At 71.2% G+C, this 20,793-nt stretch carries 18 protein-coding genes; 3 read left to right on the plus strand and 15 right to left on the minus strand.

Translation table 11 applies throughout. The features are described from left to right. Positions 1-3 precede the first annotated feature (3 nt). Positions 4-2,931, minus strand: a complete 2,928-nt coding sequence (gene infB, locus ACFQPD_RS11340; protein WP_385900769.1) for a translation initiation factor IF-2 — start codon at positions 2,929-2,931, stop codon at positions 4-6. Positions 2,932-3,093: 162 nt separating this feature from the next. Next, positions 3,094-3,333 (minus strand): YlxR family protein, encoded by a 240-nt coding sequence (locus tag ACFQPD_RS11345; protein WP_385900771.1) that lies wholly within the window; start codon positions 3,331-3,333, stop codon positions 3,094-3,096. 119 nt (positions 3,334-3,452) lie between these two features. Between ACFQPD_RS11345 and ACFQPD_RS11350 the strand changes: the two genes are divergently transcribed. Next, entirely contained in the window at positions 3,453-4,037 is a 585-nt protein-coding gene (locus ACFQPD_RS11350; RefSeq protein ID WP_385900772.1) for a hypothetical protein, read from the plus strand. Between the two features lie 59 nt (positions 4,038-4,096). On the opposite strand, the gene ACFQPD_RS11355 is transcribed toward ACFQPD_RS11350, so the two are convergent. From ACFQPD_RS11355 to rimP, 4 genes are all read right to left on the minus strand, one after another. After that, positions 4,097-5,236 (minus strand): transglycosylase family protein, encoded by a 1,140-nt coding sequence (locus tag ACFQPD_RS11355; RefSeq protein WP_385900773.1) that lies wholly within the window; start codon positions 5,234-5,236, stop codon positions 4,097-4,099. Positions 5,237-5,322: 86 nt separating this feature from the next. Further along, positions 5,323-7,206 (minus strand): LTA synthase family protein, encoded by a 1,884-nt coding sequence (locus ACFQPD_RS11360; protein ID WP_385900774.1) that lies wholly within the window; start codon positions 7,204-7,206, stop codon positions 5,323-5,325. Between the two features lie 53 nt (positions 7,207-7,259). Then, a complete protein-coding gene (gene nusA / locus ACFQPD_RS11365; protein WP_068752573.1) occupies positions 7,260-8,234 on the minus strand; it encodes a transcription termination factor NusA in 975 nt (324 codons plus the stop codon). Next, on the minus strand, positions 8,234-8,719 hold the full coding sequence (rimP, locus tag ACFQPD_RS11370; RefSeq protein ID WP_385900776.1) for a ribosome maturation factor RimP: 486 nt from the start codon (positions 8,717-8,719) through the stop codon (positions 8,234-8,236). Before rimP ends, nusA begins: the two co-directional genes overlap by 1 nt. 66 nt (positions 8,720-8,785) lie before the next feature. Here rimP and ACFQPD_RS11375 point away from each other — a divergent pair, with 66 nt between their 5' ends. Further along, complete coding sequence (locus ACFQPD_RS11375) at positions 8,786-9,715, plus strand: hypothetical protein (protein ID WP_385900777.1); 930 nt, start codon at positions 8,786-8,788, stop codon at positions 9,713-9,715. Positions 9,716-9,731: 16 nt separating this feature from the next. Here ACFQPD_RS11375 and ACFQPD_RS11380 read toward each other — a convergent pair whose 3' ends face one another. From ACFQPD_RS11380 to dxr, 5 genes are read right to left on the minus strand one after another with little or no spacing between them, the layout of a single operon-like run. Beyond that, positions 9,732-11,498: a proline--tRNA ligase gene (locus ACFQPD_RS11380; RefSeq protein ID WP_385900779.1), complete on the minus strand. Its 1,767-nt coding sequence runs from the start codon at positions 11,496-11,498 to the stop codon at positions 9,732-9,734. A 47-nt stretch (positions 11,499-11,545) separates the two neighbouring features. After that, complete coding sequence (locus ACFQPD_RS11385; RefSeq protein ID WP_385900780.1) at positions 11,546-12,379, minus strand: GNAT family N-acetyltransferase; 834 nt, start codon at positions 12,377-12,379, stop codon at positions 11,546-11,548. Between the two features lie 10 nt (positions 12,380-12,389). After that, entirely contained in the window at positions 12,390-13,532 is a 1,143-nt protein-coding gene (gene ispG, locus ACFQPD_RS11390; protein ID WP_068752568.1) for a flavodoxin-dependent (E)-4-hydroxy-3-methylbut-2-enyl-diphosphate synthase, read from the minus strand. Positions 13,533-13,577: 45 nt separating this feature from the next. Then, complete coding sequence (locus ACFQPD_RS11395; protein WP_385900782.1) at positions 13,578-14,864, minus strand: M50 family metallopeptidase; 1,287 nt, start codon at positions 14,862-14,864, stop codon at positions 13,578-13,580. Further along, on the minus strand, positions 14,861-16,060 hold the full coding sequence (gene dxr / locus ACFQPD_RS11400; protein WP_385900784.1) for a 1-deoxy-D-xylulose-5-phosphate reductoisomerase: 1,200 nt from the start codon (positions 16,058-16,060) through the stop codon (positions 14,861-14,863). Before dxr ends, ACFQPD_RS11395 begins: the two co-directional genes overlap by 4 nt. A gap of 52 nt (positions 16,061-16,112) precedes the next feature. On the opposite strand from dxr, the gene ACFQPD_RS11405 reads away from it, so the two are divergent. After that, the gene (locus ACFQPD_RS11405) at positions 16,113-16,805 is read left to right on the plus strand and encodes a phosphotransferase (protein ID WP_068752565.1); all 693 of its coding nucleotides are present in this window, start codon (positions 16,113-16,115) and stop codon (positions 16,803-16,805) included. A gap of 1 nt (position 16,806) precedes the next feature. On the opposite strand, the gene gdhA is transcribed toward ACFQPD_RS11405, so the two are convergent. From gdhA to frr, 4 genes are all read right to left on the minus strand, one after another. Continuing rightward, on the minus strand, positions 16,807-18,144 hold the full coding sequence (gene gdhA / locus ACFQPD_RS11410) for an NADP-specific glutamate dehydrogenase (RefSeq protein WP_385900786.1): 1,338 nt from the start codon (positions 18,142-18,144) through the stop codon (positions 16,807-16,809). Positions 18,145-18,226: 82 nt separating this feature from the next. Beyond that, positions 18,227-19,348 (minus strand): 23S rRNA (adenine(2503)-C(2))-methyltransferase RlmN, encoded by a 1,122-nt coding sequence (gene rlmN / locus ACFQPD_RS11415; RefSeq protein ID WP_385900788.1) that lies wholly within the window; start codon positions 19,346-19,348, stop codon positions 18,227-18,229. Between the two features lie 20 nt (positions 19,349-19,368). Then, positions 19,369-20,229, minus strand: a complete 861-nt coding sequence (locus ACFQPD_RS11420; RefSeq protein ID WP_385900790.1) for a phosphatidate cytidylyltransferase — start codon at positions 20,227-20,229, stop codon at positions 19,369-19,371. Further along, the gene (gene frr, locus ACFQPD_RS11425; RefSeq protein WP_385900879.1) at positions 20,229-20,783 is read right to left on the minus strand and encodes a ribosome recycling factor; all 555 of its coding nucleotides are present in this window, start codon (positions 20,781-20,783) and stop codon (positions 20,229-20,231) included. Before frr ends, ACFQPD_RS11420 begins: the two co-directional genes overlap by 1 nt. Positions 20,784-20,793: the final 10 nt, after the last annotated feature.

Here is a 20,793-nt window from a genome sequence, read left to right on the forward strand (position 1 = left end):
GGGTCAGCTCCGCTCCTTCTCCACCATCTCGAACGTCTCGACGACGTCACCGATCCGGATGTCGTTGTAGTTGGCCAGGGTCATGCCGCACTCGAAGCCCTCGCGGACCTCCGTGGCGTCGTCCTTCTCACGACGCAGCGACGCGATGGACGTCGTGGCGATGACCACGCCGTCGCGCAGAAGCCGCGCGCTGGCGTTGCGGCGGATCGAGCCGCTGGTGACCATACATCCGGCGATGTTGCCGAACTTCGAGGAGCGGAAGATCTCGCGGATCTCGGCCTGGCCCCGGACCTCTTCGGCGAAGATCGGCTTGAGCATGCCCTTGAGCGCCGCCTCGATCTCGTCGATGGCCTGGTAGATGACCGAGTAGAAGCGGATGTCCACGTTCTCCCGGTCCGCCATCTGGGTGGCGTGCGGCGTGGGCCGCACGTTGAACCCGATGATGACGGCCTTGGACGCCGCGGCCAGCGACACGTTGGTCTCGGTGATGGCACCGACACCGCGGTCGATGACGCGCAGCGACACCTCGTCGCCGACCTCGATCTTGCTGAGGGCGTCCTCCAGAGCCTCGACCGAACCCGCGCCGTCGCCCTTGAGAATGAGCAGGAGTTCCTGCGTCTCGCCCTTCTCCAGCTGCTCGAACAGCTGGTCGAGGGTCTTGCGACGGCTGGTCTTGGCCTGCTGGGCGGCACGCATGCGCGCCTCCCGCTTGTCGGCGATCTGCCGGGCCATCCGGTCGTCCTCGACGACCAGGACGTTGTCGCCCGCGCCGGGAACCGACGTCAGGCCGAGCACCTGGACCGGCATCGAGGGCAGCGCCTCGTCGACGGTCTCGCCCTGGTCGTTGATCAGCGCGCGGACACGGCCGTGCGCTGAGCCCGCCACGATCGAGTCGCCGATGCGCAGCGTGCCGCGGTGGACGAGCACGGTCGCGACCGGGCCGCGACCCTTGTCGAGGTGCGCCTCGATGGCCACACCCTGGGCGGGCATGTCCGGGTTGGCGCGCAGGTCGAGGGCGGCGTCGGCCGTGAGCACGATGGCCTCGAGCAGCTCGTCCAGGCCCTGCCGGGTGACGGCGGACACGTCGACGAACTGCGTGTCGCCGCCGTACTCCTCCGGCACCAGGCCGAACTCGGACAGCTGTCCGCGGACGCGGGTGGGATCCGCCGCGTCCTTGTCGATCTTGTTGACCGCGACGACGATGGGAACGTCGGCCGCCTTGGCGTGGTTGAGCGCCTCGATCGTCTGGGGCATGACTCCGTCATCGGCGGCCACCACGAGCACGGCGATGTCCGTGGACTTAGCGCCGCGGGCTCGCATGGCCGTGAAGGCCTCGTGACCGGGGGTGTCGATGAAGGTGATCGACCGCTCCTGACCGTCCACCTCGGTGGCGACCTGGTACGCGCCGATGGCCTGCGTGATGCCGCCGGCCTCCTTCGCCACGAGGTTGGTGTGCCGCAGGGCGTCGAGCAGCTTCGTCTTGCCGTGGTCGACGTGACCCATGACGGTCACGACCGGGGGCCGCGCCTCCAGGTCGTCCTCGTCGCCGATGTCTTCGCCGAACTCGAGGTCGAAGCTCTCGAGCAGCTCGCGGTCCTCGTCCTCCGGGGAGACGACCTCGATGTTGTAGTCGAGTTCCGCTCCGAGCACCTCGAGGGTCTCGTCGGCGACGGACTGCGTGGCCGTGACCATCTCACCGAGATGGAACAGCACCTGCACCAGCGACGCGGGCTCTACGCCGATCTTCTCGGCGAGGTCGGTCAGGGATGCGCCGCGGCGGAGCCGGACGGTCTGGCCGTCGCCCTTGCGGACGCGCACGCCGCCGATCGCCGGCGCCTCCATCTGGTCGAACTCTTGCCTGCGCTGCTTCTTGGACTTGCGGCCACGCTTACCGGCCGCGCCGCCGCGCCCGAAGGCGCCCTGCGTGCCACCGGAGCGACCGCGACCGCCACCGCGACCTCCGCCGCCGGCCGGTGCCATGCCGCCGCCGAATCCGGGACCACCGGCGCCGCCGGCGCCGCCCGGACCGCCGGGACGACCGCCGCCGGGACGACCACGGCCGGGACCGCCCGGGCCGCCGGGACGGCCACCGCGGGCGGGGGTACCGATCTGCGGGTTCGCCGTCTTGGGCATCATCGCGGGGTTGGGGCGGGGCATGCCGGGCACGCCGCCGGAGCCTCCGGGACGCGGGAGGCGGTCGCCACCGGCGCCGGGCGCTCCAGGACGGGCGCCGGGCGCACCAGGACGCGCACCGTCGGGACGACGGCGCTGCTGGGTGCCCATGCCCTGCGAGGGCGCGAAGGGGTTGTTACCGGGGCGGGGCGCTCCGGGCTTGCGGGGCGCACCGCCGGGAGCGGGTGCGGCCGGACGCGGGCCTGGCGTGCCGGGACGCGGCGCGGCTGCGCCGGGCCGGGGCGCCGGGGCGGCGGGACGCTGCGCGGGCGCGGCCGGACGCTGACCGGCGGCCGGGGGACGCTGACCCGGGGCTGCCGAGCGCTGCCCGGGGGCCGCGGGACGCTGCGCCGAGGGCGCCTGGGGGGTTCCGGGGCGCGGGGCGCCGGGGGCCTGACGGGGAGCCGCCGAGGGCTCAGCGGCAGGTGCCGGCGGGGGCGCGGGCGCCGGGGTGGCCGGGCGCGGCGCGGGGGCCGCCGGGCGGGGAGCCTCGGTGGCGGGGGTCGACGGCGCGGACGGCGCGGGGGCCGCGTGCGCGCTGGGTGCGGGGGCCGGCTTGGGTGCCGCCGACGGGGCGGGCTGCGCGGCCGGAGCCGCGGGAGCGCTGGTGAACGCCTCGCGGATGCGACGCACCACGGGGGCTTCCAGGGTCGAGGACGGACCGCGAACGTATTCGCCGTTCTCGCCTAGCCAGGCCAGCAGGTCTTTACTTGTCTTTCCGATTTCCTTGGCGATCTCGTGGACGCGAGGCTTAGCCACTACTCTCCTTCACGGCCCGACCTCCAAGGGGATGCGGACCTTTAGTTGTGTTGAATCATCGTTGGGTACTCATCGAGTGGTCATGAGCGTTAGCCCACCTTCTGGTTGACGCCGAGATGGCGTGGAACGATGCACCCACTCACGTGTGGGCCGCTGGCTATCCTATCGCGCCGGGGCCGACGCTTCCAGCCGGGGATCCAGCGTCACCGGTGCACGGAACGCCCGGCGCACCGCCTGACGCGAGACCGCCAGGCCCAGGCATGCCCGATGCACGTACGCGCCCCGCCCGGGCAGGCGCGGCGTCGTCCCGTCGACGACGAGGTCTCCGCGGCGCACGAGCCGCACCAGCGCCGACTGGTCGTCGCGGCGGCGGCAGCCGATGCAGGTGCGTTGCGGAGTCACGGCCACAGCCTAGAACACTGCCAGTGACTGCCAAGCCGCCGCACAGCGTCCACACAGTCGACGGCGGGATCGTGGAACGTGTCGGGCAGTCCGCCCGAAGACACGAAAGGACCACGTTCATGACCAACAGGACAATCGCGGGGCTGTCAGCCGCCGCCATGGCGGCCGGACTCGGCTTCGGCCTCGCACAGCTCGCCAACGCGGACCAGACCAGCACCCCCGTTCCCAGCGCCAGCGCCTCCGCGTCGGCCGGCAGCGACGACGCGACGGAGACCCCACGCCGCGGAGGGGGGCGCCACGGCGGACCCGGGATGATGGGCGCCGACACCAGCGCGCTCGCCGAGAAGCTCGGGGTCAGCGAGGACGCACTCGCCGACGCCGTCGACGCTGCCCGGGACGCGGTGTCCCCCACCGAGCGGCCCGACGCGGACGCCACCGATGAGGAGCGGGAGGCCGCCCGGGCCGCGCACCAGACGGCCTACGTGGAGGCGCTGGCCGAGGAGCTCGGCATGGAGGTCTCTGCGGTGCAGACCGCCGTCGACGAGCTCCGCGCGGAGCACCAGGCGGAGCGCGCCGCGGCGGACCAGGAAGCCCTGGACGAGGCCGTCGCGGCCGGCACGCTGACCCAGGACGAGGCCGACGCGGTCCAGAAGGCCATCGACGCAGGCATCGTGGGCATGCGGTACGGCGGTCACCACCGCTGACCCGCCGGAGACGACGACACCCCGCCGGGAATCCGGCGGGGTGTCGTCTGCCTTGTGGCTCAGGCGCAGCTCCACGGCTGCGTGCCGCGGATCTCGTAGAGCCGGTTCGCGACGGTGATCTGCTCGGCGCGCGTGGCCTGGTGCGGGTAGTAGGCGAAGTCGTCGCCGTCCACCGAGAGCCAGGTCTGCAGGTTGAACTGCAGCCCGCCGTAGTAGCCGTTGCCGGTGTTGATGCTCCAGCGGCCCGTCGACTCGCACTGGGCGATCCGGTCCCACATCGCCTCACGCGCCAGGTTGATGCCCGCGCCGGAGGACGAGGAGGACGTCGACGATGACGAGGAGGAAGACTCCGTCTTGGCCACCGGGCGCTTCTTGGTGCCCACGAGCGTGACCTGCTGCACCGGCTGCTTCGACACGACCGTTTCCTTCAGCGTCGAGCTGACGAGCGTGCCGTCCTCGTACACGTCGGTGTAGATCTCGCGCGCGACGCCGTCGACGCCCTTGGTCTTGACCTTCGTGGTGCCCTCGAAGAGGTCGTCGGTCTTGACGGACTTCTTCGTGAAGTCGATCCCGACGTTCTTCGAGCTCTCCTTGACCTCCACGGCGACGAAGGAGACGGCCATGCCGTCCTCGAGCTCCGTGGCGGGCGCGGGCGTGACCTTGTCGTCGGCGTCGGGGGTGACGCCGGCCTCGGCGAGGACGTCGGCGACGGTCCCGGCAATGCGGATGTTCTGCGGGGTCCCCGCGACGGTGATCGTGACGTCCTTGGCCGTGGCGATCTCCATCGTCAGGCCCTCACGCGTGATGCCGGTCGAACGGGAGGTGGACAGCTTCGAGTCCGTGGCGCCGAGATCGAGCATCTGCAGCGCCTGGCCGACGGTGCGCGCCGTGGTCCAGACGACCCGGCGTTCGCCATCGACGGTGACCTCGAGCGGACGGCCGTAGGCGACGCTGATCTCCATGTCGTCGCTCACTTCGGTGTCCGGGCCGGGCAGGACGACGTCGTGCTGGCCGAGCTCGAGGTTCTCGAGCTCGAGCACCTCGGCGACGGTGTCCTCACGGACCGCGATGGTCTTGCTGACCCCGTCGACGACGAGTGTGACGTCGTTCTTGTGCAGCGCGGTGGCGATGCCCGCCGCGGAGACGAGTGCGAGCGCACAGCCGCCGGCCGCTGCCGGGATCCAGAACCTCTTGGTCATCAAGCAGAATTCCTCTAAGTCGAGTGATGGTGACGACTCAGGCTAACCCGCGGTTGAGAGAAAACCAAAAAAACGCTGAGATTCTCTCAGTCTGTGGTCTCCTCGCCGCGATGGGCGGCGTACCAGGCCTCAGCGTCCACGTACCACTGGAGCGCCTCGTCGCGCATCTCGGCCATCCACCGCGGATCGCTGTCAGCCGCGAGGTCGGTCAGTTCCCCGGAGTCCGCGGCCAGGTCGAAGACCTCGTCACGGCGGTCCCCGAAGTGGTGGATCAGCTTGCGGTCGCCGTCGATGACGGCGGTGCAGCGGCCGCGGGCCCAGCAGGTCGCCACCAGGGGTCCCTGCGGTTCGTCGCTCAACAGCGAGGGCTGGTACTCGTGCTCGCTGACCAGGTCGAAGCCGATGGCGTCCACGGCGGTGGGCAGCACGGCCAGCTGGTTGGCGGGCTGGTCGAGGCGCACACCCGCGGCCCGGGGGTCGTGCACGAGGTAGGGGATCCGGATGCCCTCCTCGTAGATGGTGTTGTCGTGCTGGAACACCCGGTGCTCGCCGAAGCCCTCGCCGTGGTCGCCCGTGACGACGAACACGGTGTCCTCGTAGAGCCCCAGCTCCTTGAACATCTCGATCACCCGGCCGACGAAGGCGTCCTGGTAGTGGATGGCGTTGAGGTAGGAGTTGAGCAGCGGGTCGTCGACGAAGTCGATGAGGTCCTGACCGTGCAGGATGTAGTCGTGGTGCCCGGTCACCGTGAGCAGGCTCATCTGGAACGGGGAGCCGTCGACGGCGTCGAGCCAGTCGCGCGCCGGGCCGAGCATGATGTCGTCCTCGTAACCGAAGTAGTTGGCGCGGAAGAAGCCGTCCTTGTCCATCGAGTCCATCGAGCGGAAGGACTCGAAGCCCAGGTTGCGGGCCGTGCCGCGGCGCCGTTCGAAGTTCTCCGTGGCGGACTGGAAGAACGCCGTCGAGTACCCCTGCTCCGCGAGGAGCTCCGGCAGGCACGGCAGCGGGAGGCTGCCGGCATCCGCCTCGGTGTTGTCGTGATCGGTGGGCGGCGCGAACCCACAGTGAATGGCCGTCAGGGCCTTGGAGGTATGCGGCAGAATCGAGTAGCCGCGGCTGGGCGTCAGGCTGTCGGCCGCCAGGGCATCCAGGACCGGCGTCACGGGCTGGCGGGTCTCCGGCAGGGTCGAGGTGGCCCGGTGGGACTCCAGGGTGATGATGACGAGGTTGCGCTGATCCTCCCCGGCCGTGGGTTCGAGCCGGGTGTCCGGCGCGGCGACGTCGGCCGCCACGTCGGCGGACGGCTCGTCGGGGTAGGCGCTCGCCTCACGCAGCGGCGTGACGACGAGCTGCACGGGAGGGGCGAGCGCGAACGCCGCCGACACCGTGGGCGCGCTCCACGCGGACGCCGCGAGCAGCAGCGCCGCACCCGCCGCGACGGCGCGGCGGACCAGCCGCGACGGGGAGCGCAGGACCCGCGACACCGGCCCGGCGAGCAGGGGCGGCAGGACCGTCGTCGAGACCGCGACCCAGACCAGCAGGCCGATGGTGGCCGGGCTCGTCTGCGACTCGAGCAGCGCGTCGAGCTCGCCGCGGCCCCGCCAGGCGTAGAGGATCTGCTCGGCGGTCAGCGGGTTGCCCGTCTTCATGACGTACTCGTGGCTGACGACGAGGAACACGCCGAGCACGAGAGTCGCCACATGGGCCGCCAGCAGCGCGGCGGCGCGGTACCACCGAGGGCCGAAGGCCACCAGCCCCGCCCACAGCAGGATCCACGCCGCCCCGAAGGCGGCCTCGGACCAGGCCTTCGCCGCGATGTCCGCCGCCTGGCTGCCCGGGTAGAAGCGGTCGATGCGCGCCAGCTTCAGCCAGACCCCGAGCAGCGCGACGGGCAGCACGAGCACCAGCAGCCGCCCCCGCACGTGACGGGGCGCAAGCAGACGGGAGATGAACGCGCGGTGAACAGACATGATCCGCACATGCTACGTCAGCCGGCGCGCCCTCTCCCAAGCGGCGGCCGCCGTCAGGCGTTGGCCGCGGTGTCCGGCTGGATGTCGATGCGCCATCCGGTGAGGCGGGCGGCCAGTCGGGCGTTCTGCCCCTCGCGTCCGATCGCCAGCGACAGCTGGTAGTCCGGCACCACCGCGCGGCAGGCCCGGGCCTGCGCGTCGAGCACCGTCACCGAGAGCACCTTCGCCGGGGACAGCGCCGCGGCGACGAACTTCGCCGGGTCCTCGGAGTAGTCGACGATGTCGATCTTCTCCTCACCCAGCTCGTGCGTCACGGCCCGCACCCGCTGGCCCATCGGCCCGATGAAGGCACCCTTGGCGGAGACCTCCGGGTGGTGCGACATGACGGCGATCTTGGTCCGGTGCCCGGCCTCGCGCGCGATCTCCTTGATCTCGACGACGCCCTGCCCGATCTCGGGCACCTCGAGCGCGAAGAGCTTCCGGACCAGGTTGGGGTGCGTCCGCGACACGATGACCTGCGGGCCGCGCAGCTCGCGGCGGACCGCCACGACGTACACCCGCAGGCGTCGGCCGTGCGAGTAGTCCTCGCCGGGCACCTGCTCGGCCAGCGGCATCATGGCCTCGAGGCTGCCGAGATCCACCCTGACCGCCTTGGTGTCGCGGTCCTGCTGGATGGTGCCGACGACGATGTCGCCCTCCGAGCCGGAGAAGTGGCCGAACTTCTGCTCGTCCTCCGCCTCCCGGATGCGCTGGAAGATCACCTGGCGCGCCGTGGCGGCGGCGATCCGACCGAAGTCCTCGGGGGTGTCGTCGAAGTAGCCGATGACCTGGTCGTCGTCATCGAACTCGGGCGCGAGCACGCTGACCTTGCCGGTCTTGCGGTTGATCTCGACCTTGACGCCGCGCAGGGCGTGGGGGGTCTTGTTGTAGGCGTTGAGCAGGGCGTCCTCGAGGGTCTTGATGAGGTACTCCTCGGAGATCTCCTTGTCCCGCTCGATCGCCCGCAGTGCAGCGAGATCGACATCCATCATGCGTCCTCTCCGAACTCGTCGTCGGGCAGGCGGTTCAGTTCGACCTGCACGACGGCCTTGGTCACGTCGGCCAGGGAGAGCGTCCGCTCCGCACCGTCGACGTCCAGGGTCACGTCCGCGTCCGTGACGGCCACCACTCGTCCCGTGACGACGTCGCCTCCCAGCCACACCTTGACGAGCCGCCCCGTGTTGCGGCGGTAGTGCTTGGCCGCGGTCAGCGGGGCGCTGACGCCGCGGCTGCTCACTTCGAGCGTGTAGGGGTGGTCACCGACGGCGGCGCTCTCGTCGAGCGCGGCGGAGACCGCCGAGGAGGCGGCGGCGATGTCGTCCAGCAGCGGCCCCCGCCCTGTCGGGCCGTCCCCGTCGACGGTGACGCGCAGCACCGAGCGGCGACCGATGGGCGTGACCTGCAGCCCGTCCAACTCCAGTCCGTGCTCGGCGAGGATCGGTTCGATGACCGCGGCGAGCTCCTTCTCCTGCATAGCGTGGCTCCCTATCCGGTTGTTGGCCTAATTGTGAGAATCAAGCATACCGATAGGCTGACCGGCATGATTCTCGGCAGACGGGGGCTCCTCGCGGCCGCCCTGGCGCTCGCCGGATGCACGCCCGATCCCACGATCCTCGGCGCGCCCGCTCCCGTTCCGGTACCGCCCTCCCCCACCCAGTCGCCCGCCGCCCGCGCGGCCGTGGCCGCCCTGGCCGGCCTGGCTTCGGCGATCGACGCCGGACGCGCCCCCGCGGACGCACCGGAGGGCTACGCCGGCTGGGCCGATGCCGCCGCGGCAGCGGTGAAGGCGGTCACGGCGCGCCTGCTGGCGGCGGACCCGGTCGCCGGCGGAGAGCCCGTCTTCCCCGCCCCCACCCCGGCCGCCCCGGCGGCGGCGACGGCCGCGGAGGCGCTGGCCGCGCTCGCGGCGGCCTCCGACGCCGCCGTTGCCGCGCTCCGCACCGGGGCCCTCGGCGCGCTGGACCAGCCGCTTCGTCTCCTCTACGGGTCGGCCGCCTGCCTCGCCCGCGGCCTGCGTGCGCCCGGGCCGGCGCCCGTGCCGGGCGACGCCGAACCCACGCACTTCCAGGCCACGACCGAACAGGCGGCCCTGGCCGTCGCCGTCAGTCACGTGTGGGCGCTGCTCTACGGTTTGGGCGTCGGCCTCGGCCGGTTGCCCGCGTCATCGGAGTTCGAGGAGTACGGGGTGAGCCGGCTGGCGTCGGCGCGGGAGCTGCGCAACGAGCTGCGGTCGCGCCTCAGCGAGCCGCCGCTGCAGCCCGCGTCGTTTGAGCTCCCGACCCCGATGGAGTCCCCCGAGGAGATCCGCGAGGGATGGGCGCTGCTGGAGGCGGGGCTGCTGTCCGGCCTGGGCCGGCTGGCGGCCGCCGGCGGCACGGACGCGGCGCACCACCTGGACCTGCTCGTCGCTCAGGGCGACGCCGTGACCGCGCTCGGACGGCCCCTGCCGTTCTGGCCCGGGTGGGCCTGACCGGCAGACCGCCGCGTCAGCGCGCCTGCCGCAGCACCTCGTCGACGATGTCGCCCACCGGGACCTCGCGCTTGTCGCCGGTGCGGCGGTCGCGGAGTTCCACGACACCGTCGGCCAGACCGCGGCCCACGACCACGATCAGCGGCATGCCCATGATCTCCGCGTCGGCGAACTTGACCCCGGGGCTGGCCTTCCGGTCGTCGAGCAGCACGTCGAGGCCCCGCCCGGAAAGCTCGCTGCCGATGCGCGCGGCCTCGTCGAAGAGCGCCGCGTCCTTGCCTGTGGCGACCACCTGGACCTGGAACGGCGCCAGCGCCAGCGGCCACCGCAGGCCGCGGTCGTCGCAGGTCGCTTCGGCGACCGCCGCGACGGCGCGCGACACGCCGACGCCGTAGGAGCCCATGGTCACCGTGACCAGCTTGCCGTTGCTGTCGAGCACCTTGAGGCCGAGCGATTCGGCGTACTTGCGGCCCAGCTGGAAGATGTGGCCCATCTCGATGCCGCGGGCGAGCGACAGCGGCCCCGAGCCGTCGGGAGCCGGGTCCCCCTCCCGCACCTCGGCGACGTCGAGGATCCCGTCGGGCTCGAAGTCACGACCCGCCGTGACGCCCACCAGGTGGCGGTCCTTCTCGTTGGCGCCGGTGGCCCAGTGCGTGCCGGTCACGACCCGCGGATCGACCAGGTACTCGATGCCGGTGACGGAGTCTTTGCCCAGCACGCGCGTGCCGTCCAGCGAGACCGGGGAGATGTAGCCCACCACGAGCTGCGGGTAGCGGGCGAAGTCCTCGGGGCCGAACACGTCGGCGATCCCGGGCTCCAATGCCGCGGCGAGGCGCTTGACGTCCACCTCGCGGTCGCCGGGCAGGCCCACCGCCAGCGGGCGCTTCGTGCCGTCCGGCGCGGTGACCATGAACAAGACGTTCTTCAGCGTGTCCGCACCCGTCCAGTCGCGGTCGGGACGGTCGCGGTTGAGGATGTCGACGACGGCGGCGATGGTGCCGGCGTCCGGGGTCTCCACCACCGACATCGCGGGCGCATCGGCGAGCGGCGGCGACGCCGGGGCGGCGACGCGCACGGCCTCGACGTTGGCGGCGTAGCCCCCCGGCGACCGCACGAAGGTGTCCTCGCCGTTGTCGGCGACGGCCAGGAACTCCTCGGAGCGCGAGCCGCCCATGGCCCCGGCCATGGCCGACACGATGACGTATTCGAGGCCGAGGCGCTCGAAGATCCGCTGGTACGCACGCCGGTGCGCCTGGTAGCTGGCCTCCAGGCCGGCGTCGTCGACGTCGAACGAGTAGGAGTCCTTCATGACGAACTCGCGGCCACGCAGCAGCCCGGCGCGGGGACGGGCCTCGTCGCGGTACTTGGTCTGGATCTGGTAGAGCGACAGCGGCAGGTCCTTGTAGGAGCTGTAGAGGTCCTTGACCATGAGGGTGAACATCTCCTCATGCGTGGGGCCCAGCAGCATGTCCGCGCCCTTGCGGTCCTGCAGGCGGAACAGGGTCTCGCCGTACTCCGTCCAACGCCCGGTCGCCTCGTAGGGCTCGCGGGGCAGCAGCGCGGGGAACCGCACCTCCTGCGCGCCGATGGCGTCCATCTCCTCCCGGACCACCGTCTCGACCTTCTGCAGCACCTTCAGCCCCAGCGGCAGCCACGAGTAGATGCCCGGCGCGGCGCGGCGGATGTAACCCGCGCGCACGAGCCAGCGGTGGCTGGGGACCTCTGCGTCGGCGGGGTCGTCGCGGAGGGTGCGCACGAACAGGCTCGACAGACGGGTGAGCATAGAGGCAGGCCTTTCTACGGGTGACGAGGCACAGCCTAGGGCACCGCTCAGAAGTGGACCGTGGCGAGGGCGCCGACCTCGACGAACCCGAGCCGCTCGTAGGCCCGGATGGCCGGGGTGTTGAAGTCGTTGACGTACAGGCTGATGCGCGGGAAGCGCCGCATGGCCAGCGTCAGCATGCCGCTGAGCGCCGGGGTGCTGAGCCCGCGACCCCGCAGCTCCGGCGCGACCCACACGCCCTGGAGCTGGGCCTGGTCCCCCAGCCTGGGGCCGAGGTCGGCCTTGAAGATGACGCGGCCGTCGTCGTCGACGATGCCGTAGGCGTCGCCGTCGATGAGCCGCTGCATGACGAAGCGCTCGTAGCCGCTGCCGTACTTGAACGGCGAGCTGCCGATCTCGTCGGTGTACATGTGCACGGAGGCGTCGAGGTAGGTCGGGTAGTCGTCGGGGGTGAGGCACCGCACCCGGGGGTCGGCCGGCACGGCGGGCTCGCGGTCGAGAAGCATCAGGGGCTGACGCGCCCGGACGTTGCTGACGCGGCCCCAGGCGTCCCAGCGCTGGCTGAGCCCGAGGTGGAGGCCGAGCACGGAGATGGCCGGACCGAGGATCGACGAGCAGCGACGGATGGGACCCAGCTGGCCGACGAACGCCGGCAGCGCGTCGGCGTCGAAACCGGCGACGAAGACCGTGCCGCCGTCGAGCAGGAGCGACGAGATCCGGCCGGCGCGGTCGTAGGCGTAGACGCTGCCGAGGCGGCGCCGGTCGATGCCCAGCGTGGCGATCTTGGAGGCGAGGAACAGGTTCTCCTCGGGGCTGCCCGCGAGGAAGGCCAGCGCCTCCTCCCGGTCCGCGCCGCCCAACGCGCGTACCCGGGCAGCCATGCGCGACAGCTTAAGAGACCGAGACCGCAGGCGTGCCGATCTCGCCCATCTCGGCGGCGAGGCGCTGCGCCTCGATGATCAGGGTCTCGACGATCTCGTCCTCCGGCACCGTCTTGATGACCTCGCCCTTGACGAAGATCTGGCCCTTGCCGTTGCCCGACGCGACACCGAGATCGGCCTCGCGGGCCTCCCCCGGGCCGTTGACGACGCAGCCCATGACGGCCACGCGCAGCGGCGCCTGCATCCCCTCAAGACCCTTGGTCACCTGCTCGGCGAGGGTGTAGACGTCCACCTGGGCGCGACCACAGGAGGGGCAGGACACGATGTCCAGCTTGCGGGGCCGCAGGTTGAGAGACTCGAGGATCTTCAGGCCCACCTTGACCTCCTCGGCCGGCGGAGCCGAGAGGGAGACGCGGATGGTGTCACCGATGCCCTTGCTCAGCAGAGCCCCGAACGCGACGGAGGACTTGATGGTGCCCTGGAACGCGGGCCCGGCCTCGGTGACGCCGAGGTGCAACGGGTAGTCGCACTTCTCGCTCAGCATCTCGTACGCGCGCACCATGACGACGGGGTCGTTGTGCTTGACGGAGATCTTGAAGTCGTGGAAGCCGACGTCCTCGAACAGCGACGCCTCCCATAGCGCAGACTCCACGAGCGCCTCGGGCGTCGGGGCGCCGTACTTGGCCAGCAGCCGCTTGTCGAGCGAGCCGGCGTTGACGCCGATGCGCAGCGACACCCCGGCGTCGGAGGCGGCCTTGGCGATCTCGGCGACCTTGTCGTCGAACTGCTTGATGTTGCCGGGGTTCACGCGGACCGCGGCGCAGCCGGCGTCGATGGCGGCGAAAACGTAGCGCGGCTGGAAGTGGATGTCCGCGATGACGGGGATCTGCGACTTCATCGCGATGATGGGCAGCGCGTCGGCGTCGTCCTGGCTGGGCACCGCGACGCGCACGATGTCGCATCCGGTCGCGGTGAGCTCGGCGATCTGCTGCAGGGTGGCGTTGATGTCCGTGGTCTTCGTCGTGGTCATCGACTGGACGCTGATGGGGGCGTCGCCGCCCACCAGGACCTTGCCCACCTTGATCTGGCGGGTTTGGCGGCGGGGGGCGAGAACGGGGGCGGGCGCGGCCGGCATACCGAGGTTCACGGACATGGCGCCAACACTACTAGGTTCGCCCCCGCCGCCCGCGGCCCGGCATCACAGCAGCTGGATGGGCGAGATGAGGTCGGCGAGGATGAGGATGCCGCCGCCGAGCAGCAGGAAGCCGCCGACCACGTAGGTGACCGGGAGCCCCTTCGCGGTGTCGACGGGGCCCGGGTCCGCGCGGCCGGCCACCCGCGCCCCGACGCGCTTGAGCCACTCCCACACCGCGGCGGCGACGTGCCCGCCGTCGAGCGGTAGCAACGGCACCAGGTTGAACAGCGCCAGGAACAGGTTGACCGAGCCGAGCAGCGACAGCCAGCTGGCGACCTTGTCGTCGGCCGCGAGCCGGTCGCTCGCGCCGATCTCCCCCGCGACCCGCGAGGCGCCGACGATCGAGATGGGCGAGTTGATGTCGCGGGGCTGACCGGTGACGAGGTCCGCCGCCACGTTGTAGACGCGCACCGGGAAGCTCGCCAGCGCGACCACCGACTGCCGGGTGAGCTGCCACATCTGCTCCACCGTCTCGGTCACGCCACCGCGCCGCTGCTCGGTGACCGGTGTCACGCCGAGGAAGCCCGCCTCCACCATGCGGGACGGGTCGAGCCGGTCCGGCACGTGGTTGAGGACGGTGGAGACGGTGGGCAGCTCGACCCGCTGCCCCTCGCGCTCGACGACGATGCGGGCCTCCCCCGCCCCGTTGGCGCGGATCAGCTCGCCCACCTCGTCCCAGTCGGCGGGCTCGATGCCGTTGAAGGACACGATGCGGTCACCCTCGCGGATGCCCGCCGCGAGCGCGGGGCTGGGCGGGTCGTCGCCGGTGCAGGTGCGCTCCGCGCGGTCCGCCGCGACGACGCACTCCGAGACGGCCGCGACCGTGAGCGTGGGCGTGTAGATGCCGAAGGCGGACGTGATGCCGAGGAAGATGAGGAAGGCCAGCAGCAGGTTCATGGCGGGGCCGCCCAGCATGATGACGATCTTCTGCCAGGGCTTCTTCTCGTAGAGCAGCCGGCCGCGGTCCGCGGGCGTGATCTCCTCGTACTCGACGGCGCGCGCCTGGTCCGCCATGCGGGTCAGCCAACCCTCGCGGCCCGTACGCGGACCCTGCGGCGGGTACATGCCCATCAGCCGCACGTACCCGCCCAGCGGGAGGAGCTTGATGCCGTACTCGGTCTCGCCGCGGCGGGTGGACCACAGCGTGCGCCCGAAGCCGACGAAGTAGCGCGAGACGCGGACGCCGAAGAGCTTGGCGGGGACCAGGTGCCCGATCTCGTGCAGCGCGATCGACGCCATGATGGCGGCGAAGAAGAGGACGGCGAACAGCACCGTCGTGATCACGGTCATCGGCCGGCCGCCAACTCCGCGGCGCGGGCACGACCCCAGCCGTCGGCCGCGAGGACCGCGTCCAGGGTGAGGTCGGCGTCGGGCACGTGTCCGTCGGCCAGGTGCTCGTCGACGCAGACCGCGACGATGTCGGCAATGTCGAGGAAGCCGATCTCACCCGCCCAGAACGCCTCCACGCACGCCTCGTTGGCGGCGTTGAACACGGCGGGCGCGGTACCGGCGGCCCGACCCGCCGCCCTGGCGATCTCGACGGCGGGGAACGTGGCAGAGTCGAGCGGCTCGAAGGTCCAGGCCGACGCCGTGGACCAGTCGCAGGGGGCGGCGGCGTCGGCGAGCCGGTCCGGCCACGTGAGCGCGATGCCGATGGGCAGGCGCATGTCCGGCGGCGACACCTGCGCGATGGTCGACCCGTCATGGAACTCCACCATCGAGTGGACGATCGACTGCGGGTGGACGGTGACGACGATGTCGTCGTAGTCGACGCCGTAGAGCAGCGCCGCCTCGATGAGCTCCAGGCCCTTGTTCACCAGCGTCGCGGAGTTGATGGTGATGACGCGTCCCATGTCCCACGTGGGGTGTGCCATCGCCTGCTGCGGCGTGACGTCCGTGAGCTGGTCGCGCGTCCTGCCGCGGAACGGACCCCCGGAGGCGGTGAGGATGAGCCGGCGCACCTCGTCGGAGCGCCCGGAGCGCAGGGCCTGGGCGAAGGCCGAGTGCTCGGAGTCCACCGCGACGATCTGCCCGGGCCGGGCCACCTGCGTGACGAGGCGACCGCCGATGACCAGCGACTCCTTGTTGGCCAGCGCGAGCGTCGAACCGGCCGCGAGCGCGGCCAGCGTGGGCCGGAGGCCCGCGGCACCCGTGATGGCGTTGACGACGACATCGGCTCCCGCCGCCGCGAGCTCGGTCGAGGCGTCCGGACCCAGCAGCAACCTCGGCAGCTGGTAGTCGCCCTCGTTCCAGCCGCGCCGGTCCGCCTCGGCGTACAGGGCGCGCTGGAGGTCCTGGGCCGCGCTCGCCCGCGACAGGGCCACCGTCTCGGGCTGGTACTGCACGATCTGGCGGGCGAGGAGCTCGATGTTCCCACCGGAGGCGGACAGCCCGACGACCCGGAACCGGTCCCGCCTGCTGGAGATGACGTCGAGGGTCTGGGTTCCGATCGAGCCGGTGGATCCGAGCAGGACGATGGTGCGCACCGGCCCAGTCTAGGCGGACCGGCGCGGGCACCCGGTGTGCCAGGATCGAGGCATGCCTCTCGCCTCCACGCCGCCGCCCGGCACCCCCGTCCCGTTCGCGATCACCCGGTGGGCCGCCGCCCACGGCCGACGCGTCGATTCCTTGGTGTGGCGCAACGAGCTCGGCGGCCTCACGGCCCGCCTGGTCGGGCCCGACGAGCAGCCGCTGTACGCCAAGTGGAGCCCGGAGGACCTGCTGCCGGAGGCTGAGCGCCTGTCCTGGCTCGCGAGCCGCTTCCCCTCGCCGCGCATGGCCGACTACGAGGAGGTCGACGACGGCTGGCTGATCGTCACGCTCGGGATGCCCGGCGAGTCGGCGGTGGGCAGCGTGGGGATGGCGGACCCGGACCGCGCCGCCGCGGCCATCGGGGAGGGACTCGCGATACTCCACAGCCTCGACCCGACTGACTGCCCGTTCGGCCCCGCCGACTGGATCGGCTACCAGGACGACGTCGACCTCCTCGTCGTCGCCCACGGCGACGCGTGCGCGCCCAACACGCTCATCGACGCCGACGGCGCGTTCGTCGGCATCGTCGACGTCGGGGACCTCGGCGTCGCCGACCGCTGGGCGGACCTCGCGATCGCGTCCTGGTCGCTGGAGTGGAACTTCGGGCCCGGCCACGAGGACGCGCTCTGGGCCGGATACGGCGAAGCGCCGGACCCAGAGCGGATCCGGCGCTATCGCACCCTGTGGGGAAACCCCTGACTCAGACCAGACCGAAGGCCTGCATCGCGGCGGCGACCTTCTCGAAGCCGGCGATGTTGGCGCCGACCACGTAGTCGCCCGGGGCCCCGTACGACTCGGCCGTCTCCGCGCACATGTCGTGGATGTTGCGCATGATCGAGGTCAGGCGCTCCTCCGTGTACTCGAAGCTCCAGGAGTCGCGCGACGCGTTCTGCTGCATCTCCAGCGCCGAGGTGGCGACGCCACCCGCGTTGGCGGCCTTGCCCGGGCCGTAGAGGATCTTGGCCTCCTGGAACGCGCGGATGCCCTCGGGGGTGGTGGGCATGTTGGCGCCCTCCGCCACGGCCTTGACGCCGTTGCGGATGAGGGTCGCGGCCTGCTCGCCGTTCAGCTCGTTCTGCGTGGCGCAGGGCAGCGCGACGTCGACGGGGACGTCCCAGATGGAGCCGTTGCTCTGGTAGGTGGCCGACTGCCGCCGATCGGCGTAGTCGCTCACGCGGCCGCGCTCGACCTCCTTGATCTGCTTGAGCAGGTCGAGGTCCACGCCGGCCTCGTCGACGATGTAGCCGGTGGAGTCGGAGAACCCGATGACGGTACCGCCGAGCTGGTGGACCTTCTCGATGGCGTAGATCGCGACGTTGCCGGACCCGGAGACCGTCACCCGCTTGCCGTCGAACGACTCGCCGCGGGTCTTGAGCATCTCGTCGGCGAAGACGACGGTGCCGTAGCCGGTGGCCTCGGTGCGGACGAGCGAGCCGCCCCACGCGATGCCCTTGCCCGTCAGGACGCCGGACTCGTAGCGGTTGGTGATGCGCTTGTACTGACCGAACATGTAGCCGATCTCGCGGCCACCGACGCCGATGTCGCCGGCCGGCACGTCGGTGTACTCACCCAGGTGCCGGTACAGCTCCGTCATGAAGGACTGGCAGAAGCGCATGACCTCGCCGTCGGACTTGCCGCGGGGGTCGAAGTCCGAGCCGCCCTTGCCGCCGCCGATCGGCAGGCCGGTGAGCGAGTTCTTGAAGATCTGCTCGAATCCGAGGAACTTGATGACGCCGAGGTAGACGCTGGGGTGGAAGCGCAGGCCGCCCTTGTACGGGCCGAGCGCGGAGTTGAACTCGACACGGAAGCCACGGTTGACCTGAACCTCGCCCTTGTCGTCGACCCACGGCACACGGAAGATGATCTGCCGCTCCGGTTCGCAGATGCGCTCGAGGATCTTCGACTCGATGTATTCGGGGTGCCGGGCGACGACCGGCTCGAGGCTCTCGAAGACCTCACGGACGGCCTGGTGGAACTCGGCCTCCCCAGGGTTACGGGCCACGACGCTCTGGAAGATGCTTTCCAGTTTCTGTTCCATCAGTACTCCTTCGACGGTGGACGCATAGCGGCTCGATTGTAACGACGCCGCGTCGGACTTGTTTCGACGGGTCCACCGATGCTCACTCGCGGACGGTGGCCGCCAACTGCCCGCAGGCGCCGTCGATCTCGGACCCGCGGGTGTCGCGCAGGGTGACCGGCACCCCGCGCCGCTCCAGCGTCTGCATGAAGGCGCGCTCGTCCGCCTTCCGCGACGCCGTCCACTTCGATCCGGGCGTCGGGTTCAGCGGGATGAGGTTGACGTGCACCCAGCCCCAGTCCCCGCGCTTCTTCAGCACCTGGGCGAGCAGCTCGGCGCGGTGCACCTGGTCGTTGATGTCGCGCATCATGGCGTACTCGATGGAGACGCGCCGCTTCGTGACCCGCGCGTACTCCCAGGCCGCGTCGACGACCTCGCCGACCTTCCAGCGCGTGTTGATGGGCACGATCTCGTCGCGGAGCTCGTCGTCGGGCGCGTGCAGGGAGACGGCGAGCGTGAGCGGGAGGCCCTCAGTGGTGAGCTGCTGGATCTTCGGCACCAGGCCCACCGTCGACACGGTGATGCCGCGGGCGCTCATGCCGAACCCCTCGGGGGTGGGCGCCAGCAGGGTGCGGATGGCGCCCATGACCGCCTTGTAGTTGGCCAGGGGCTCCCCCATGCCCATGAACACGATGTTGTTGAGCCGCCCGGAGGCGCCCGGCACGACCCCGGAGGCGAGCATCTGGTTGGCGGCCAGCGCCTGGATGGTGATCTCCGCCTGGCTGAGGTTGCGCTGCAGGCCGCCCTGCCCGGTGGCGCAGAACGGGCAGGCCATGCCGCAGCCCGCCTGCGAGGAGATGCACAGGGTGGAGCGGCCCGGGTAGCGCATGAGGACCGACTCCAGCAGCGAGCCGTCGTGCAGCCGCCACAGCGTCTTGACGGTGGCCCCGGCGTCGGCCGTGCGCTGCGTGACCTGCTCGAGCAGGCGCGGGAAGAGCTGGGCGCCCAGGTCGTCGCGGATCGCCGCCGGGAGGTCGGTGAAGCGCTCGACGTCGTCCTCGAGCCGGTCGAAGACGTGCCGCGAGATCTGGTCGGCGCGGAACCGCGGCAGCCCCAGCCGCCGCGTCGCGTCGACGCGCTCGTCCGGCGTGAGATCGAGCCAGTGCTTCGGCGCCTTGCCCCGCAGGGGCGCGTCGAAGACGAGGGGCAGCTGGGTTCCGGTCATGGGGTCCTTCGCGTGGAGAGTCACCCGCCGAGGGCGAGATGGAGCACGAGCCACCCCATCGGGAACGCGACGAGCATCGAGTCCAGCCGGTCCATGACCCCGCCGTGGCCGGGGAGGAAGTTCGACATGTCCTTGAGCCCGGCGTCGCGCTTGATGAGCGACTCGACGAGGTCGCCGATGGTGGCGGCGAGACTCACCAGGATACCCAGCGGGATCCCGACCCACCAAGGCCCGTCGAGCAGGAACGCGACGGCGGCCACCGCGAAGCCCGTGGCGACGGTCACACCGCCGGCCAGTCCCTCCCACGTCTTGCCGGGGCTGATCTCGGGGGCGAGTTTGTGGCGGCCGAGCAGCGATCCGACGGCGTAGGCGCCGGTGTCGGCCGCGATGACGATGACGATGACGGTGAGGACGCGCAGCTGGCCCGCCGGGGCCGTCATGAGCAGCGGCACGAACATGCCGAGCATCGGCATGTAGGCGATGAGCAGCGAGCTGGCCGCGATGTCGCGGATGAAGCCCTCACGGCCCCGGAGGAGCCGTGCGCCCAGGGCGGCGATCATCGTCGCGCCGAGGCAGATGATGACGAACGCCGTCGGGGTGACGCGCAGCTCGGTGACCGCCGCCAGGTATCCACCGACCACGCTGACCGCGGTGCCGATGGCGATGGCGACGATCTCGGCGCGCATCCCCTTGCGCAGGAGCGCGCCGTGGACCTCGACGGCAGCGGCCGTCAGCGCGACGGCGACCAGCAGGATGAACAGCCACGGGAACCAGATGAGGCCCACCGCGAACGGGACGAACAGCGCGATGCCCACCCCGATGGCGACGGGGAGATCCCGTCCGGCCTTCGAGGCGGGCGTCGTCGCTGCCTGTCCCGTCATCAGACCTCGAGGAGCTCGGCTTCCTTGTGCTTGAACAGCTCGTCGATGCTCTCGACGAACTTCTTGGTGCTCGCATCGAGCGCCTTCTCGGCGCGGGAGAGGTCGTCCTCGCCGATCTCGCCGTCCTTCTGGAGCTTCTTCAGCTGGTCGATGGAGTGACGGCGCACGTTGCGCACGGCCACGCGCGCGTCCTCGGCCTTCGACTTGGCCATCTTGATGTATTCCTTGCGGCGCTCCTCGGTGAGCTGCGGCATGACGACGCGCACCGCGTTACCGTCGTTGCTGGGGTTGACGCCGAGGTCCGCGTCGCGGATGGCCTTCTCGATGGCGCCGATGGCGCTGCGGTCGAAGGGCGTGATGATCATCGACCGGGGATCCGGCGACGTGAACGTCGCCAGCTGCTGCAGCGGGGTCGGGGCGCCATAGTAGTCAGCGGTGATCTTGTTGAACATCTGGGGGTGGGCCCGGCCGGTGCGGATCGTGGCGAGATCCTCACGCGCGTGGTCCACCGCGTGCTGCATCTTGGTCGAGGCTTCCTTCTGGACGTCGGCGATCATGTGTGCT

It is taken from the genome of Tessaracoccus sp. O5.2 (assembly GCF_964266725.1).
In the GTDB taxonomy this organism is placed as follows: Bacteria; Actinomycetota; Actinomycetes; order Propionibacteriales; family Propionibacteriaceae; genus Arachnia; species Arachnia lapidicapta.